13 protein-coding genes and 1 tRNA gene are annotated in these 16,976 nt (G+C 61.2%); 7 read left to right on the forward strand and 7 right to left on the reverse strand.

Annotated elements, in window-relative coordinates:
* The 5 genes from ACIREA_RS10440 to ACIREA_RS10460 all read left to right on the forward strand — a co-directional run.
* Window positions 1-906 (forward strand): aminotransferase class IV (locus ACIREA_RS10440; RefSeq protein ID WP_397382211.1); only part of this gene is annotated, 906 nt, incomplete at its 5' end.
* A gap of 5 nt (window positions 907-911) precedes the next feature.
* Window positions 912-2,735 (forward strand): CocE/NonD family hydrolase, encoded by a 1,824-nt coding sequence (locus ACIREA_RS10445; RefSeq protein WP_397382212.1) that lies wholly within the window; start codon window positions 912-914, stop codon window positions 2,733-2,735.
* Complete coding sequence (locus ACIREA_RS10450) at window positions 2,732-5,371, forward strand: prolyl oligopeptidase family serine peptidase (RefSeq protein WP_397382213.1); 2,640 nt, start codon at window positions 2,732-2,734, stop codon at window positions 5,369-5,371. Before ACIREA_RS10445 ends, ACIREA_RS10450 begins: the two co-directional genes overlap by 4 nt.
* A 12-nt stretch (window positions 5,372-5,383) precedes the next feature.
* Complete coding sequence (locus ACIREA_RS10455; RefSeq protein WP_397382214.1) at window positions 5,384-6,883, forward strand: M81 family metallopeptidase; 1,500 nt, start codon at window positions 5,384-5,386, stop codon at window positions 6,881-6,883.
* On the forward strand, window positions 6,880-8,013 hold the full coding sequence (locus ACIREA_RS10460; protein ID WP_397382215.1) for a mandelate racemase/muconate lactonizing enzyme family protein: 1,134 nt from the start codon (window positions 6,880-6,882) through the stop codon (window positions 8,011-8,013). The genes ACIREA_RS10455 and ACIREA_RS10460 overlap by 4 nt, the downstream gene beginning before the upstream one ends.
* A 272-nt stretch (window positions 8,014-8,285) precedes the next feature.
* Here ACIREA_RS10460 and ACIREA_RS10465 read toward each other — a convergent pair.
* From ACIREA_RS10465 to ACIREA_RS10485, 5 genes are all read right to left on the reverse strand, one after another.
* A tRNA-Phe gene (locus ACIREA_RS10465) sits at window positions 8,286-8,358 on the reverse strand.
* 83 nt (window positions 8,359-8,441) lie between these two features.
* Window positions 8,442-8,816: a DUF423 domain-containing protein gene (locus ACIREA_RS10470; protein ID WP_397382216.1), complete on the reverse strand. Its 375-nt coding sequence runs from the start codon at window positions 8,814-8,816 to the stop codon at window positions 8,442-8,444.
* Between the two features lie 97 nt (window positions 8,817-8,913).
* Entirely contained in the window at window positions 8,914-9,609 is a 696-nt protein-coding gene (locus ACIREA_RS10475) for an N-(5'-phosphoribosyl)anthranilate isomerase (protein WP_397382217.1), read from the reverse strand.
* On the reverse strand, window positions 9,599-10,114 hold the full coding sequence (locus tag ACIREA_RS10480; protein WP_397382218.1) for a hypothetical protein: 516 nt from the start codon (window positions 10,112-10,114) through the stop codon (window positions 9,599-9,601). Before ACIREA_RS10480 ends, ACIREA_RS10475 begins: the two co-directional genes overlap by 11 nt.
* 11 nt (window positions 10,115-10,125) lie before the next feature.
* Window positions 10,126-10,653 carry a hypothetical protein gene (locus tag ACIREA_RS10485; RefSeq protein ID WP_397382219.1) on the reverse strand — a complete coding sequence of 176 codons (528 nt, stop codon included), beginning with the start codon at window positions 10,651-10,653 and terminating at the stop codon, window positions 10,126-10,128.
* A 135-nt stretch (window positions 10,654-10,788) separates the two neighbouring features.
* Here ACIREA_RS10485 and ACIREA_RS10490 point away from each other — a divergent pair, with 135 nt between their 5' ends.
* The gene (locus ACIREA_RS10490) at window positions 10,789-11,988 is read left to right on the forward strand and encodes a serpin family protein (RefSeq protein ID WP_397382220.1); all 1,200 of its coding nucleotides are present in this window, start codon (window positions 10,789-10,791) and stop codon (window positions 11,986-11,988) included.
* Between the two features lie 12 nt (window positions 11,989-12,000).
* Here ACIREA_RS10490 and ACIREA_RS10495 read toward each other — a convergent pair whose 3' ends face one another.
* On the reverse strand, window positions 12,001-14,220 hold the full coding sequence (locus ACIREA_RS10495) for a M48 family metallopeptidase (RefSeq protein WP_397382221.1): 2,220 nt from the start codon (window positions 14,218-14,220) through the stop codon (window positions 12,001-12,003).
* 153 nt (window positions 14,221-14,373) lie between these two features.
* Between ACIREA_RS10495 and ACIREA_RS10500 the strand changes: the two genes are divergently transcribed.
* Window positions 14,374-15,858, forward strand: a complete 1,485-nt coding sequence (locus ACIREA_RS10500) for an amidase (protein ID WP_397382222.1) — start codon at window positions 14,374-14,376, stop codon at window positions 15,856-15,858.
* A 118-nt stretch (window positions 15,859-15,976) separates the two neighbouring features.
* Here ACIREA_RS10500 and ACIREA_RS10505 read toward each other — a convergent pair whose 3' ends face one another.
* Entirely contained in the window at window positions 15,977-16,732 is a 756-nt protein-coding gene (locus ACIREA_RS10505; RefSeq protein WP_397382223.1) for a helix-turn-helix domain-containing protein, read from the reverse strand.
* Between the last annotated feature and the right edge of the window lie 244 nt (window positions 16,733-16,976).

The raw sequence follows: 16,976 nt of genomic DNA on the forward strand, positions 1-16,976 counted from the left end.
GTCTATCTGAACACCGGCTTCCTGCCAGCCTCCCAGGCCAAGCTGAACATCTATGATCTCGGCATCGTCCTCGGCGCGACTCTCACGGAAATGACCCGCACCTTCCGGCATAAGCCCTATCGCGCCGTGGATCATGTCGCACGCCTCTACCGCTCGTTGAAATATGCCGGCATCACGCTGCCCCTCTCACCAGAGGAGATGCTGACAAAAACGAACGAGCTTGCCGAAACGAACTGCAAGCTGCTGCGGCCGGACGAGGATCTCGGCATCGTCCATTTCGTCACACCTGGAGAAAACGCGCTCTATGCCGGCTCCGCAGGCGCTGCAGGTCCCATGACGCCGACGATCTGCATTCACTCCTTCCCCCTGCGCCTCAGCATGTGGCGGCATCTCTTCGTCGAAGGCGCGCACGTCGTCACGCCCTCCATCCGTCACATCCCGCCGCAATGTGTCGAGCCCAAGATGAAGAACCGCAGCCGCCTGCACTGGTTCCTCGCCGACAAGCAGTCCCAGGCCGTCGATCCGCGCGCCATCACGCTGCTGCTCGATCTCGATGGCAACGTCACCGAATGCGCCGGCTCCAACTTCGTCATCATCAAAGACAGCACCATCATCACGCCCACCACGCGGAACATCCTCTGGGGTGTCAGCCTGCAGACGGTGAAGGAGCTCGCGGCAGGCATCGGCATGCAGTTCATCGAAAAAGACTTCCAGCCCTACGATGTGATCAATGCCGATGAAGCCTGGCTCACCACCACGCCCTACTGCCTCGCCCCCTGCACCAAGATCAACAACATCCCCATCGGCACCGGCAAACCCGGCCTCTGGTTCAATACCATGCAGTCTGCCTGGAGCGAGCGCGTCGGTATGGACATCGAAACACAGCTGATGCAGTCAGCCCTTTGAACCTCATGAAGTCGCTCCTCATCTTTACCCTCACGCTTCTGACGTCGTACGCCGCTCTGCATGCGGAAGCTCCCAATCCCGGCCAATACTCCGCCGAGAAGTTCGAGGTCAAAGCCACCCGCGGCCACAAGGCCGCTATGCGCGATGGCGTGAAGCTGTCAGTGGATGTCGCGCAGCCGAAAGCTGAAGGCCGCTTCCCCGCGATCCTCATCATCACGCCATACAGCAACAATCCCGGCTTTCAGAAACGCGCCGCATGGTTTGCGAAACGTGGCTACATCGTCGCCGTGGCGGATTCGCGCGGACGCTTTGATTCCGAAGGCACCTGGGACCCGTTTGATCCGAAGCACAAAACCGATGGCTATGATCTGGTCGAGTGGCTCGCCTCGCGTCCGTGGTGCGATGGCAAGGTCGGCATGATGGGCCTGTCCTTCATGGGCTGGGCCCAGTGGTGGACGGCCACGCAGACTCCGCCTTCCCTGAAAGCCATCGTGCCGGAGGTCGCGCCGCCGGATGCCATGTTGAACGCGCCGTATCAAAACGGCGTGCTGGTTTCCTGGATGCTCGACTGGGGCGGTGCCAATGCGGGGCGTGTCGGGCAGACCATGGGCCCGGGGCCGTATGGCGGCTTTGCTTCCGAAGAGCGCCGCCTCACGGACTACATGCAGCTGCCCTACCTGAAGCTGAATGAACTGCGCGGTGCCCTCGATGCGCCATGGTTTGAGAAATGGATCCGGGGAAACACGTCATCGGATCCCTACTGGCAGGGCATCGCCTATCAAAAGCCGGAAGAGTATGCGAAAGTCACAGTGCCATCACTCGCGGCCACGGGCTGGTTTGACGCCGACTTCCCCGGCGCGCCGATGAACTACCTCGCCATGAAGCAGCATGGCGCGACCCCTGAGTCACGCCACCCACGCATGGTCATCGGCCCCTGGCAGCACATCATCAATTCCAGCCGCAAGCTCGGCGCCTTCGACTACGGTGAGCAGGCGGTCATCGACTGGGATGGCTATGTGTGCCGCTGGTTTGATCACTGGCTCAAAGGCATCGACAACAACGTGATGAACGACGCGCCGGTGCATGTCTTTGTCATGGGCCGCAACCAATGGTCCGCTGAGCAAGACTGGCCTCTCCCTCAGACACGCTGGACCAAGTATTACCTCCGCAGCGGCGGCCACGCGAACTCCATCAGCGGCGACGGCCTGCTGGGCACCTCCCCGCCCGCAGAGGGAGACGCCGCGTCCGACTCCTATGTCTACGATCCCGCCAAACCCACGCGCTCGCCCTTCACCGGCGGGCATCTGGAAGACGGCGCCGCCGACACGCGCAAGTCATCCGCCGGCCCCGACGTGCTAGTTTATACCACACCACCGCTGGAGGAAGAAGTCGAAGTCACCGGCCCCATCACCGCCAAGCTCTACGCCGCCACTTCCGCCCGCGACACCGACTGGATGGTCCGCCTCATCGATGTGCAGCCCGACGGCTTCTCCGCCATGCTATGCGAAGGCGTCATGCGCGCCCGCCATCGCGACCCCGACCACAACGGCTCGTTCAATCCGGCAAAGCTCAGCCTCATCACACCCGATCAAGTCCACGAATACACCATCGAGTTCTGGCGGGCGACTTCGAACGCCTTCCTCAAAGGCCACCGCATCCGCGTCGAGATCTCCAGCAGCTTCTTTCCCTACTACCTCCGCAACCTCAACACGGGCGCGGACAATATCGGCCTCGAAACTACCAGCGTCGTCGCCACGCAACGGGTGATGCACAGTACCGGCCAGGCCTCGCATATCGTGCTGCCTGTGATTCCTCGCAAACAGCCATGAGCACGCAATTGAAAGCACTTCTCTGCATCGCCCTCCTTCTCGGCCACTCTCGTGCTGCCGAGCCTCAGGACATCGCCTTCAAATCCACGCTTGATGGCACCGAGCAGCGTTACGTGGAGCTTCTGCCAGAATCCTTTGAGCCCATGATGGCGCATGATGTGCTGATCGCTTTTCACGGTCACGGCTCCGACCGCTGGCAGTTCATCAAGGACTCGCGCGGCGAATGCAAAGGACTGCGCGATGCGGCCAAAACGTTTGGCCTGATCTTCGTCTCGCCCGACTACCGCGCCAAAACCTCGTGGATGGGCCCCGCTGCCGAGGCCGATGCGGTGCAGATCATTTCCGAATTAAAAACGCGCCATCATGTGAACCGCGTCTTCATCGCGGGTGGTTCCATGGGCGGCACGGCGGCACTGACCTTTGCCGCTCTGCATCCTGAGTTGGTCGCAGGTGTGTGCAGCCTGAACGGCATAGCGAATCTGATGGAGTATGACAAGTTTCAGGACGCACGCACAGCTTCGTATGGCGGATCCAGGACTGAGAAGCCTGACGAATACCAGAAGCGAAGCGCCGAGCTCTCGCCGGAGAAGTTCACCATGCCTGTGGCCTTCACCACAGGCGGCAAGGATGACGTGGTGCCACCGCAGAGCGTGCTGCGACTTGCCGAGAAGTTAAAGCAATCCAAACGCAAGGTCCTGAGCATCCACCGCGAAGCGGGCGGACACTCGACGACTTACGAGGACACCGTCGCCGCGATGGAGTTCGTGCTCCGTGAGGCAGGCTCACTGACGTTTGAGCAGAAAGCTACGTGGGTGGCGCGATTGTCCACCTCTCCGGTGATCAAACGCTCCAACAATGAGCGGGAGCGTTTGAACGCAGACATGGGCCTTTTCTCCGCAGGCGTGGGCAACGCGCTGTCCTTTGACACCGCCTTTTCACCCTCCGACATCCGGCTCATCGAACGCGCCGTCCAGCGGAACACCGAACGTGCCGTCTCTGCGACCGCTCCATGGACCACCAAGCACGGCAAAGTCATTCGCAGCTACGTCTCCGCCATCGATGGCTCGATCCAGCCCTACGGCGTGATCATCCCCAAGAGCTACGACGGCTCCAAACCCATGCGGCTCGATGTGGTGCTGCACGGCAGTTCCAAACCGGCCGGCATGAGCGAACTGAAGTTCATCAGCCGTTTCGATGAAGGCGACGAAGAGAAAGGCAATGCACCCGACGTGGACTACATCGAGCTGCATCCGCTTGGCCGAGTGGAAAACTGCTACCGCTGGGCCGGTGAGACAGATGTGTTTGAAGCCATCGAGGCCGTCTGCCGGAACTACAAGATTGATCGCAATCGCATCGTGCTGCGCGGCATGTCGATGGGCGCTTCAGGCACCTGGCACCTTGGCTTGAAGCACCCGGACCGCTTCGTCGCCATCGGTCCCTATTGCGGTTACGTGGACACGCATCGCTTTTCGGAGACGCCCATCCCCGGCTTCATCAAGGTCGGCCCGCTGCCGCCGCATCAGGAGATCGGCCTGCACATGCTCGACTCCGTGGACTACGCCGCAAACGCCACCATGGTGCCGGAGATTGCCTGCATCGGCGACAAGGACACCTTCTTCCAGGCGCACGTCATCATGGGCCAGGCCTTCGCCAAAGAGGGCGTTCCATTCACGAATCTCATCTCACAGGGCACAGGTCACGTCATCGATCCCAAGACACATGCCGAGCAAATGCGCCGCATCGGTGAATACGCAGCAAAGGGGCTCGATCATGATCCGCCGCAGCTTCGCTTCGTCACTTGGACGCTCAAATACAACCGCTGCCACTGGCTCGAACTCCTCAGTCTCGGCAGGCACTACGAGCGCGCCGAGTTCCGTGCCCGCGTAACCGCCGACGACATCGAAGTCAGCGATGTCCGCAACATCACGCGCTTCGCCATTCATCGTCCCATTAACAAGCTCCGCATTGCCGGTGCGGACATCGCCCTGCCACCGCACGCAGCCGCTGACGCCCTCGTCTTCACTAAAACCGGTGACTCCTGGCGCTGCGATGGCCCGCGCAAAGAGATCAAGCTCACCGGCAAGCAACCCGGCCTTCAAGGCCCCATCGACGACGCCTTCGCCACGCCCTTCCTCTGCGTACGCGGCACCGGCAAACCCTGGACCCCCGCAGTCAACACTTGGGCCGCCGCCGAATTGCAGCGCTTCGAATACGAATGGGCCCGCTACATGCGCGGCCCACTTCCTGTGAAGGACGACATCGAAGTCACCGAGGACGACGTGCGCGACAAACACCTCATCCTCTTCGGCGATCCCGGCAGCAATTCGTGGATCGCCAAAGCACTGCCGCAGCTCCCGCTCACATGGACACGCGAGGAGCTTCGGCTTGGCGCAGAAGCGCAGTCCGCCCAAGATCATTCACCGGCCTTCATCACCGTCAGTCCGCTCGCCAAAAACCGCTACCTCGTCATCAACAGCGGCCACACTTTTCACGAGAAGGAGTTCTCCGCCTTCAACTACCTGCTCTTCCCACGTCTCGGCGACTGGGCGGTGATTCAGGTGGGCGCAGCGGAGAAAACCATCCGCGCCGGATACTTTGATGAGGAATGGCGGAAGGCTCGCCTTGTTGCACCGTAGAATACCTTTCTCATGCCCCGAATTCTCATCGCTGAATGCAAACAGGAAGTCTCCACCTTCAATCCCTTCTTGAGCGGATACGACGACTTCACGCTCCGTCACGGCCAGTCCATTCTCGACTACCACCGCCAGGTCCGCAGTGAAGTCGGCGGAGCCTTGAGCGTGTTCGATGCGACGCCCGGCGTGGAGCTCGTTCCCACCTGCAGCGCCCATTTCATCACCTCCGGCGGCACGCTCTCGGATGCGGCGTTTGAGCGCATCGCGGACGAACTGCTCTCCAGCATCAAGTCAGCGCCGCCCGTGGATGGCATTTACTTTTCCCTCCATGGCGCGATGGCGACGCAGAGCCTGAATGACCCCGAAGGCTGGCTGCTGCAGCAGACGCGCAAGGTCGTCGGCGAGCAGGTGCCCATCGTCATCTCGCTCGATCTCCACGGCATCCTCACCGACCTCATGCTTGAGCAGAGCGATGCCGCCGTGGCCTTTCACACCTACCCCCATGTCGATTTCTTCAGCACCGGCGAGCGTTCCGCGCGCCTGCTGCTGCGCATTGTCTCTGGCGAGGTGAAACCCGTCACGGCCAAGGTGCGTGTACCCGCCCTCGTGCGTGGCGATGAACTCATCACCGCCTCCGGCTCCATTCGTCACGCAGTGAATACCGCGATGCAGGTCGAGCAAAGCCCAGGCGGACTCTCAGCCGCGATGATGTGGGGCAATCCTTTCACCGATGTGCCTGCCCTCGCCTCGAACAGCCTGGTCGTAACGGACAACGATCCCGCCCTCGCCGAACGCGAAGCCCTGCGCATCGCTGGTATGTTCTGGGAGCATCATGAAAAGATGCAGGTCCCCCTCACCAGCCTCGCGGACGCCGCGCGTCAGACGAAGGAAAATATCTCCGGCACCGTGGTCCTTGTGGACGCAGCAGATGCCACGAGCTCCGGTGCCTCCGGTGACAGCAATTCGATCCTGCGCGCCCTGCTCGACGCAGGCTATGCAGGCACCGCCTTGATCCCCATCGTCGATCCCGCTGCAGTGGACGCAGCTTTCCGCGCCGGTGTGGGCCATGAAGTCGAAACCACCGTCGGCGGCGCTCTCGATGCCGGACGCTTCACACCGCTTCAAATCGAAGGACACGTGCGCATGCTCTCAGACGGTTGGTTTCACAGCGAGACCACCCGCGAACTCTGGCAGGCCGGCCCTACCGCCGTGATTCAGACCGGCAACATCACCCTCATCGTCACCACTCGCGCTGTGAGCCTCTATGACCGCGCACTCTTCCTTGCGCACGGCTGCGATCCGCAGCACTTCGGCGCCGTCGTGGTGAAGTCCCCGCAATGCGAGCGCCACATGTTCAAAGACTGGGCCGCACTCTACATCGATGTCGATGCGCCCGGCTCCACCAGCGCCAATCTCCGCAGCCTCGGCCACACCCGCTGCGCCCACCCCATCTTCCCTCTCGATACTGAAGTCTCCTTTCAACCTCAAGCCAAGCTCTTCCAACGTCACCCATGAAAATCCGAGAAATCCGCTGCGCAGGTTTGCGCGGAGCCACCCCCGAAGGCGGCTGGAGCAACGAACTCCGCCCCGAAGACTGCGTCCACACCCTCATCGCCGTTCACACGGATGAAGGTGCCGTCGGCCTCGGCAGTGTCTTCACGAATGATGCGCTCGTGCGTTCCGCACTTGCTGTGCTGGAGCCTCTCTATCGCGGCGAGAACGCCCTCGAGCCCGAGCGCGTCAGCGAGAAGCTGCATCAAAACATGTTCTGGCTCGGTCGCGGCGGCTCCATCACCCACACCATCAGCGGCATCGACATCGCCCTGTGGGATCTCCTCGGCAAAGCCACGGGTCAGCCCGTCGGCCGTCTTCTCGGCGGTCGCTATCGCGAGCGCGTGCAGCCCTATGCCTCGCTGCTCATGGACGAGCCCGCCAAGCTGCGTGATCATCTTCTCAAAGTAAAAGCCCAGGGCTTCCGCGCCTTCAAAATCGGCTGGGGTCCCTTTGGCCGGCGCAATGCCGCCACGGACGAAGCCATCGTCAAAGCCGCACGTGAAGCCGTGGGGCCGGACAACAAGCTCATGGTCGATGCCGGTGGCAGCGACGCCCATTGGACCAACGGCTACAAGTGGGCCCTCAACACCGCCAAGATGCTCGCCGATTACGACGTGCACTGGTTTGAAGAAGCCCTCACGCCCGACTCACTCGAAGACTTCGCCAAACTCCGCGAGCACTCCCCCGTTCAGATCAGCGGCGGCGAAGTCCTCACACGCCGCCAGGCCTTCCAGTCCTTCCTCGAAGCCCGCGCCTTCGACATCATCCAGCCCGATGTCACTAAAGTCGGCGGCATCAGCGAAGAGCGCCGCATCGCCTGGATGGCGCAGGAGCACGGCGTGCAGTTCATCCCGCACGGCTGGAACACCGCCGTCGGCCTCGCCGCAGATCTCCATCTCGCCTCCGCCTTCCCCGGCACCGATCTCGTGGAATACCTCACCGGCTCCCCCTTCATTGACGAAATCACCCTCGGCGGCTGGAACCTCGATGCAGACGGCATGCTCGCCATCCCCACCACCCCCGGCCTCGGCCTCGAACTCGATCCTGACGTCGTGAAAAAATACACCGGCGGCGAGAAGCTCCTGGATTGAGGCTCCCGTTCGATACTGTTGATGATCTGGGGCCAGGGCCACGAGGGCCAAACAGGGGTCATTTGGCCCTGGCCCCCACCACTCCAACGGGAATTGACACTCACCGTTGGTGTCTTGGCATCTTGGATGATGCCGTGAAAAAAGACACGGGCGAATAGGCGCGGCTGGTCTGATCACCCTTGGATCGTTACGGCAATCGCACCGTAGTTCACGTATGTTAAACTTGAAGAAACTAGGCGCACTCAGCGCTACCACCTCTTCAAATCAAGAGGTGGCTCGGGACGGAATCGAACCGCCGACACGGGGATTTTCAATCCCCTGCTCTACCGACTGAGCTACCGAGCCTCTGACTTGAAGGGCCGGTATAGGAGCAAGCTCCAATCATGACGCAACGTGTTTTTCGCGTGTCGTGCAGATTACTTCATCACTTATTTTCCTTTCGCCGACATCGCGATCAAAAGCCAGGCGGCCATGAAGCTCAATCCGCCCAGTGGAGTGACGGCTCCCAGCCATTTTGTACCGGTGTAGGCAAGCACGTAAAGCGAGCCGCTGAACAGCAGGATGCCCACGAAAAAAAGACGCCAGGCCCAGACCATGATCGGCTTGCTGCTGGCCAGCAGCGTGAGCAGCAGCAGCACAACGGCATGCGGCAGCTGATACTGAACTGCAGTCTCCCAGTGGGCGAGTTCACCAGCAGCCACGAGTTTGTCATGCACGGGCCCATGGGCGCCCGAAGCCCCCAGAGCGATTGCAAGGAAGCCCATGAGGGCGGAAAGGCGAAGGCGGAAAGGATCGGGCTGCATAAGATGAGGATGACGCTTGTAGCATGACGAATGGCGAAGGCTGCACAAGCGCTCTGTTTCGCGCCCGTCACCCCCCCTGCCCCATCCTTCGGCAGCCTTATCCCTCTTCTTCCGTTTTCGTGAGTTCCTGGACACTTCCAGCCGCCCATCCATCCCGCGCTTCAGAAATAAACCGCGCCACTTGCAGCAGATCCTTGCTGCCCGGCAGCGACTCCACGCCACTGGCCACATCCACAGCTAGAGGCAGTGTCTGCTCCACCGCCTGACGCACGTTGTCAGGGGTCAGCCCCCCGGAGAGAAGGAACTGCTTGGTTGGAAACATTTCCTTGGCACGCACAGCGAGTTCCCAAGGAAAAGCATGCCCGCCACCGCCGTAGGTGCCGGGATTGTAGGCATCGAGCAAGATCGACTCACACGGAAACTCGCCGATCTGGGCCAGTGACGCCGCATCGCGCACCTGCAGCGCCTTGATGACGTTCACACCGCGCTTCATCAGTCGCTCCACATCCGCCGGTGTTTCATCACCGTGGAGCTGCAATGCTTGAAACAACTGGCTGGAGATCGCCGCATCCAGCAGCGCTGCATCCGGATTCACCAGCACGGCCACCAGCGCATTCTTTGCCGCCACATTCTGCAGTGAATTCACAGCGACCTCCAGCGGCATGTGGCGTTTCGACTTGGGCCAGAGATTGATGCCCACGGCATCCGCTCCCAGTGCAAAAATCACCGCAGCCTGCTGGGGCTGGGTGATGCCACAAATTTTGACACTGCGACGCTGAGGATCAGGGAACATGAGGGGGTGGAAAAGGTGGGAAGGTAAATCCTTGGCGCTCTGGCAGCAAGGATGCCGTCACCGCCAGGAGCACATCAAGCTTCGGCGGCAGCGGCATGCTGCCACGCACGCGCACATCACGCTGCAATTCCTGAAACCGCAGCGCATCGCCGGGCTGAATGAGGAAAATCACCGGCGGCGCGGCATGCGCACCGGCATGCACCATCGGGTAGGCCTTGCTCAGCAGGCGGTCGAGCATGTCGCCCGTCATGTCAGGCAGCGGCAGAGAAAACAAAAAAAGAGAATACTCACGCTGCAGCGCCAGCTCAAAGGCACGCTCTCCGCTGGGTGCATCATCCACCTCGCAGATGCGGAAAGCCATCAGCGCCTCGCGAATCACACGCCGGTAGGGCAGGCTTTCCTCTGCCAGCAGGACACGTGGAATGACTGGCTTGATCGGGTCAGGTGCGAAAACTATGTCAGCTGCCGTTACCGCAGCAGGCTTCTCGACCGGGGCACTATTCATGGAAAGCACCCTCAGCTTTCCGGATACACCGCCACGGCCATGACGCCTTCACTGGGCAGCCAGCCGACCACTTCCACCCTCTGGAGCGGCTTGACGGACGAGCCCATGCCTTTGCGCACAGTTTCCAAAACTTTCTTCTGCGTGTCCTCGGTCACCGTCGAGCCAAACAACCCGGCCAGATCAGACAGCATGGGCGCAGGCGCATTCACACCGCCAGCCGTGGTCACCGGCTTGCGTGTCTGCCCGCAGGCGAGAATGGTGTCACGGATGGCTTCAGGCGTCATAGACCCCGAAACCACCACCAGCCTGCGCAGGCGAGTCTCCGCCGTTGGCGACTGCACGATGGCAGGCGCAGGGACAGCCGAGACGGCGCTAACCGGGGGCTTGATCGACTTGGAAGGCTTCAAAAAGCCACGTGGCCCGTCTGCGTGAAACGACGCACCGGCACCCAGAGCCTGCGGCAGCATGGGTTCCTCCGCGCTCAAAGCAGCGGAAAAAACAAGGAAAACAGCGACCAAACGAAAGACGGAAAATTTCACGAAGACGCGTTTTTTATCATGTCGGCTCTGAAGTGACAATGATAAAAGTGAGAAAGGTGCTTTCGCCGGGGCCGATTTCCCTTCCACCCCGCCATTCCATTCTTGCGGCAAACCGGCGCTCCGAATTATCATTCAATGATGCGCACCCTCCTTCTGAGCCTGCTCCTTGCCTTCCACAGTCATGCAGCGCAGCCCAAGCAGGCGGCACAGGCGGTCAATGAGCACGCCTTCGAGCTGTTTCAGCTTTTCCGCCCGCTGACGGAGGGAAATTTCTGTTTCTCCCCTTTCAGCTCCCATCAGATGGCCTCCCTCCTGATGACCGCAGCGGATGGTGACAGCCGCAAGGAGCTCGCAGCACTCGCCCACCTGAAGGGGGACTCAGCCAAGGAGACCGAAGATCTCAGCGCCATGCGCTCCGCTCTGGCGGACACGGTGAGACGCGGCTCCCTGACCATGGAAATGACCAACTCACTCTGGGCGGCCAGCCCGGCCACCTTTGAGCCCAGTTTTCTTTCCTCCTCCCAGACCTTGTTTGGAGCCTCGCTGCAAAAACTGCCCGCCGGAAACGCCACCGCCTCTGCTGCGGCTGTGAATCTCTGGGTGCGTGAAAAAACACGGGGCCGCATTCCCCAGATCGTAGGCCCCTCCTCTTTTTCAGACCCAGCGAAGTCCGTCGTCGCGGTAAACACCCTCTTCCTCAAAGGCCGCTGGAAAAGCCCCTTTGAACTGGAAAAAACCAAGCCGCGCGCATTTTTCACACCTGAAAAAGGAACCGTCATGCTCCCGATGATGATGCAGTTCGCAGAGTCTCCCCACTACGCAGAGTCTGAATCGTGGCAATTCATCACGATGCCCATGACAGACCACGAGGTCCGCATGCTGGTGCTGCTCCCGCGCAATGAAGCCTCTCGCAAGAAAATCGAAGCCGGGCTCACACTCGAGCATTGGAACTCCATCCAAAACCAGAGCACCGACTGCGATGTCAATCTGATGCTGCCTAGATTCGGTTGCAGCACGCAGCTCAGCCTCAAGGCGCTCTGGCACACGCTGGGCGTGAAGAGTCTTTTTCAAACAGACACCGCCAACCTTTCCAAAGGACTGCCCGGCGGAGGTTACTTCATCAGCGACGTCGCGCATGAAGCCATGATCGAGGTCAATGAACTCGGTGCAGAGGCGGCCGCCGTCTTAGCTGCCCCAGCAGCTCCGTTTTTCGGCGAATCCGAAAAGCCCAAACGTCGGCTCGTCACCTTCAATGCCAACCGCCCTTTCATCTGGGCTTTGCAGCACGACATCACCGGCTTGATCCTGTTCATGGGCCGTTACGCGGGATCTTAGCCCCCCCGCAAATCAAGCCGCCGAAGCCATGGCGGGGGACTGCCAGGCAGACAAAGTGGGGGACCGAAAAGCGGGCTTCCACGGTCCATCCTCTCCGGTCAGCTCCACCTCACGGGCCAGGCGGCAAAGGTCCTGCGTCACACGGTTGGCATACTGGCACAGATTGTTTTTCAACTGCGTGTAGGACTCGATCGAGAACCTACCATCAGCCGTGCCCGGCGCTTGCTGTCCCAGCGACTCCGAGAGGGGCCTGGACTGCGGAGCATAGGGATCTGTAGCCGTCCCGAGGACCCGCAGGCCATGGATCCATTCTGCATGCACCCGTGCCTCGTATTCATGGCGCACCTGCATCGGCACAGCACTGGCGTTTTCCATCAGCATGGCCTCCACACAAACAGCCATCAAATGCCGCATGGCAGTGGCAAGCGCACGCTGCGCCTCCACCATCAGTCTCACCTCCTCGCGCCACGACGGCAGGGTGTCCTCCTGCTGAAAACGCCAGGCCAAAGCAGCCGTGATACGCGTCCAGCCAGCCTGTTCAAAGACGGCCAGCTGTTTCGATGTGATCTCGTGCTCCTGCAATGATTCTGCCTGCGCCGTCATCACCGCAGCGGTGCTGCGGGTGTCCGTCCCCAGACCTGCGAGGCTCGTCAGATCATGCCCCAGGTGCAGCATGTGACAGGCCAGCGTCCTTTTGCAAAGCTTGTCGCGTTGCATCTTCTCACGCTCACACGCAGGCCCGTATTCCGCCTTCCATGCCTCCACCATCGACGCTGCCGCGGCCCATTCCTCCGGCGTGCCCATCGGCACCGGCAGCAGGCGGTGAGCAGGCGGCGGATGGCCAAACATCTCATTCACGGCAGTCTCGCGCACCTGTGCTTTGCGAAACAACTCAGCCACCTCCTGGTCCATGTTCTTCTGCTCTTCGGCCTCCTGCGCGTGGCGCTGCCGCTTATCCATCTGCACCCTTCCCACATCATCGGTATCCACCAGATCAAACTTATTGAGATCCATTCCGAGCTCCACGTCATACCAGTAGAGCGACACCGTTTTGCACAGGCCCGTAAAGTCACGAAACAACTCCTCCGCAGGCATGTCCAGATGGCACACGCCCTTGGCAGCCGTGTCTTTGAGCTTCTCAACTCGTTCATTCAGCGCAGGATGTGTGTCCCACCAGGAGGACTCTTCCGCCAGCGCCTTGCGTTTCACATTCTCCCGCAAGGACTCCGACATGGCCCACTGACAGCTGGCGATGCGCCCCGGCAAATTGTCCGGCAACTCCCCCTGCTCCAGCTTCGAGAACAGGTTTTCCACCGTGGCTTTTTCCGCCTGGCCCAGCATCTCCAGTTGCACCAGTGCACCCGCCATTTCGCTGCTGCCCGCCACCAGCGCACCATAGGCATCCGCGTCGTATTCCATCTGCCTTGAAAAAAAGCCGCTGATGGCCCCCCCGGCCTGCATGAGGATCCGTAAAACCTTTCTCCCCAGGCAAAGCATCCAACTGGCAAACAGCCCTACGAAGCCGGAAAAGCCGTCCCTGCCGGCCAGCGCGTGCAGCCTCTCATCCCACTGGTCCCGATCCAGCACCACGCGGGCAAACCAAAAATTGATGCTGCGCACCAGATAGTTCAGCCGCATGCCCCCGCCCTGCGAAAAGTGACCAAACTCATGCGCCAGCACTCCTGCGAGCTGGCGTGCCGTCATGCCCGCCACCAGCGGCATGCCGATGCTCAGCACCATGTCGTGGCCGAAAAAGCTGGCCATGCCACGCCGGAACGAAGCCGACGCATTCACCCGCGAGTCCACCTCCGCCATCACGGGGCGCGGCGCGCCCACCAGATCACAAATGCGGTAAATCAATGCAAACAACGCCGGCTCTGAAATCGGGTCCAGGGTCACCGTCGGCGTCTGCTCCGGCAGCGGCGCAAACAACGGCTTCGTCATGAAAACCAGGCAGATCACCCCGGCCACAGCAACAGCCAGATACAGCAAACCCGCCAGCGCCGTCGCCTTCCCATGGTAATGACTCCACTCCGAGACTGTTTTGATCCACACCAGGTCATGCTGCACATGCCACTTCAGCAACCAGCCCATGCCAGCGATCAGCATCAGATACAGCAGCGGCAGGACGACCAGCCCAAGCAGCACCAGCAGCATTCCTAGACGATAACCTGTCGACACACGCCTGCGCGCGAAGCCACCGGAAAAACTGCCGGTCACAAGCGTGGTCATGTCTGCTCGCGTTGTCGCCTGCATGAAAAGTGGAAAACTACGCACGCTGCTTTCCACCCGTCAACGACCGCACCTCACGCTCGCAACATTCATTCTCATTGCACGTTTGAGACGCACTTGAAGCCAGCCTTTGCCTGCAACATGCTTCCCCCCATGAACCGTCGCCGACTGCTCCAATCCGCCGCTGTGGCCCTGTGTCCGGCATCATGCGCAAAACAGCACCGCGCTCCCCTGCCATACGCGACGCTCGACGAACTCTCCGCCATGCTCAAAGCGGAACACACCACGCCCCTGCTGCTGGTGGAGCATTGCCTCGAACGCATCGCGCAGATCGACAAAAGCGGTCCGCAAATCAATGCCGTCATCGAGTTAAACCCAGCCGCAAAAGCCCTCGCCGCCGCGTGCCCACCCGGCCTGCTGCACGGCCTGCCCATCCTGATCAAGGACAACATCGAAACCGCAGACGCCATGCAGACCACCGCCGGTTCACTGGCCCTGCGCGATCACAAACCGCAGCACGATGCCGCCCTCGTCACCCGCTTGCGTGAAGCAGGCGCGATCATCCTCGGCAAATCCAATCTTAGCGAATGGGCCAACATCCGCTCGCCCAATTCCACCAGCGGCTGGAGCGCACGTGGCGGCCTCACCCGCAATCCGCACCTCCTCACCCACAGCGCCAGCGGTTCCAGCTCCGGCTCCGCCGCCGCAGTCGCGGCAGGACTCGCCCCCGCTGCCATCGGCACGGAGACCAACGGCTCCATCGTCAGCCCCGCCAGCGCCTGCGGCATCGTCGGTTTCAAGCCCACCGTCGGCCTCATCGGCGGCAGCGGCATCATCCCCATCACCCATTGGCAGGACACCGCAGGCCCAATGACCCTCACCGTCAAAGATGCCGCCCTCCTCATGCAGGTGCTCGCTGCAGGCTTCACCGTCGATTTAAAACCAGACGCACTCAAAGGCGCACGCCTCGGCGTGGTGCGCAGTCAATGCGGCAAAAATACGCAAGTACTCGCCTTGTTTGAAATCGCGCTCCAAAAATTGCGCGAAGCCGGAGCCATCATCATCGATCCGGTGCGCCTGCCCAACACGGGCGCCGCAGGTGGATTCTCCTGGCAGGCCATGCTCATCGAGCTGCGCAGGGATTTAAACGCTTATCTCGAACAGCGCGGTGGCGACGTGCGTTCCCTTGCCGAACTCATCGCCTTCAACGAAAAACACCGCGAAGCAGAAATGCCCCACTTCGCCCAGGAGTTCTTCGAGCAGTCAGAAAAACTCAGCACCCCGGAGATCATCGCCGAAGGGGCCGAGCTACGCGAAAAAGCCCGTCGCCTCGCAGGCCCGGAAGGCATCGATGCCGCTCTGCAGTCTCACCAGCTCGACGCCCTGATCTGCCCCACCAACGATCCCATCGGCCCCATCAATCTGGAGCGTGGCGACACGGACGCACGCGTCGCCAGCACCCCCGCCGCCGTGGCCGGTTACCCCCACCTCACCGTGCCGCTGGGTTTCGTCGACGGCCTCCCAATCGGCTTCTCCTTCATGGGCACCGCAAACGCCGATGCCCGCATCCTCTCCCTCGGCCATGCCTTCGAGCAACTCACACATGCAAGACGCGCCCCCGAGTTTCGCAAAACCTAGAGCGTATTTAAAACTTGGCGAGCTATCCTCAGCCAAGGTGTCAGCGGTGAACGCCTGTCCTTTTCCGTTCTAATTTTTCCTCAGCTTTTTGAGCCTCTTTGAGGCCATCCCTCCGCCCTCACCCCCGCTTCGTTCCTTTAGGCACCCGCTGCTCCCGATACTCCGCCGGCGTCAGCCCCATGATGCGCCGAAAGCACCGCGTGAAATGCGCGTGGTCGAAGAACCCCAGCTCCACAGCCAGCGCGGCCACAGTCTCCTCCGTCTCCGCCAATCGCCGGCATCCAGCCTCCACACGCACGCGCAGCAGGTACTGCCGCGCCGAGGAGCCAAAGACACGCCGAAAGCTGCGGTCAAACTGGCTCTGCGAAAGCCCGCACATCCGCGCCATCGCCGCGCTGCTCAGCGCTTCGTCCGGATGCTGGTGCATCTGCTCAATCACTTTGGCAAAGCGCGCCTCCCCCGAGCTGCGGCTGCGCACCTGCTCCACCTGGCGGGAGAATCCGGCGATGCCGATGATGTTTCCCTCCGCATCGCGCAGCGGGATCTTGCTCGACATCACCAGCCGCGGCGAGCCCTCCGCCTCCGGCGCACTTTCCAAACGGTTCACAATGGGTGTCCCCGTGCGCATCACGATCTCATCATCCGCATGGTACTCAGCGGCACGGCTGTGCGGAAAGAAGTCCTCGTCGGTTTTGCCAATGGCATCCTTCTCATGCTTCACCCCACAGTAGTCGCAGCCACGGCGGTTCATGGCCATGAAGCGCCCCTGGCGGTCCTTGATGAAAAACGACATGTCCGGCATCAGGTCAAAGAGCCGCGCCAGCTCCACACCGCGTACCCGTCGTAGAAATGCCTGTGGTGAAATCGCCGCCATAATGCGCGTATTTTACACAAGCATGCCATGCCCATGCAAGACGGCATTGCAGCTCGCAGCGTATTCTTAGAGCATGAAGCACCTCCAGCATTCCCTGCTCCAGCACCGCGAGCAGCTACGGCGCATCGCCGCAAGCCTCCACCGCGGCCACACCCGCGATCTGCATCAGCTCGATGCCCTGCTCGGCGATCTGGAAGTCATCCGCTCCTTCAATGACGAAGAGTTGAAAGACCTCTTTCTCGTC

It is taken from the genome of Prosthecobacter sp., from assembly GCF_044373815.1.
In the GTDB taxonomy this organism is placed as follows: domain Bacteria; phylum Verrucomicrobiota; class Verrucomicrobiia; order Verrucomicrobiales; family Verrucomicrobiaceae; genus Prosthecobacter.

What these genes read in the sequence shown, in the direction of transcription:
- ACIREA_RS10505 (WP_397382223.1), bottom strand. Translation starts at nt 16,732, where the DNA reads ATGGCGGCGATTTCACCACAGGCATTTCTACGACGGGTACGCGGTGTG.
- ACIREA_RS10500 (WP_397382222.1), top strand. Translation starts at nt 14,374, where the DNA reads ATGAACCGTCGCCGACTGCTCCAATCCGCCGCTGTGGCCCTGTGTCCG.
- ACIREA_RS10470 (WP_397382216.1), bottom strand. Translation starts at nt 8,816, where the DNA reads ATGCAGCCCGATCCTTTCCGCCTTCGCCTTTCCGCCCTCATGGGCTTC.
- ACIREA_RS10450 (WP_397382213.1), top strand. Translation starts at nt 2,732, where the DNA reads ATGAGCACGCAATTGAAAGCACTTCTCTGCATCGCCCTCCTTCTCGGC.
- ACIREA_RS10460 (WP_397382215.1), top strand. Translation starts at nt 6,880, where the DNA reads ATGAAAATCCGAGAAATCCGCTGCGCAGGTTTGCGCGGAGCCACCCCC.
- ACIREA_RS10490 (WP_397382220.1), top strand. Translation starts at nt 10,789, where the DNA reads ATGATGCGCACCCTCCTTCTGAGCCTGCTCCTTGCCTTCCACAGTCAT.
- ACIREA_RS10455 (WP_397382214.1), top strand. Translation starts at nt 5,384, where the DNA reads ATGCCCCGAATTCTCATCGCTGAATGCAAACAGGAAGTCTCCACCTTC.
- ACIREA_RS10480 (WP_397382218.1), bottom strand. Translation starts at nt 10,114, where the DNA reads ATGAATAGTGCCCCGGTCGAGAAGCCTGCTGCGGTAACGGCAGCTGAC.
- ACIREA_RS10445 (WP_397382212.1), top strand. Translation starts at nt 912, where the DNA reads ATGAAGTCGCTCCTCATCTTTACCCTCACGCTTCTGACGTCGTACGCC.
- ACIREA_RS10495 (WP_397382221.1), bottom strand. Translation starts at nt 14,220, where the DNA reads ATGACCACGCTTGTGACCGGCAGTTTTTCCGGTGGCTTCGCGCGCAGG.
- ACIREA_RS10475 (WP_397382217.1), bottom strand. Translation starts at nt 9,609, where the DNA reads ATGTTCCCTGATCCTCAGCGTCGCAGTGTCAAAATTTGTGGCATCACC.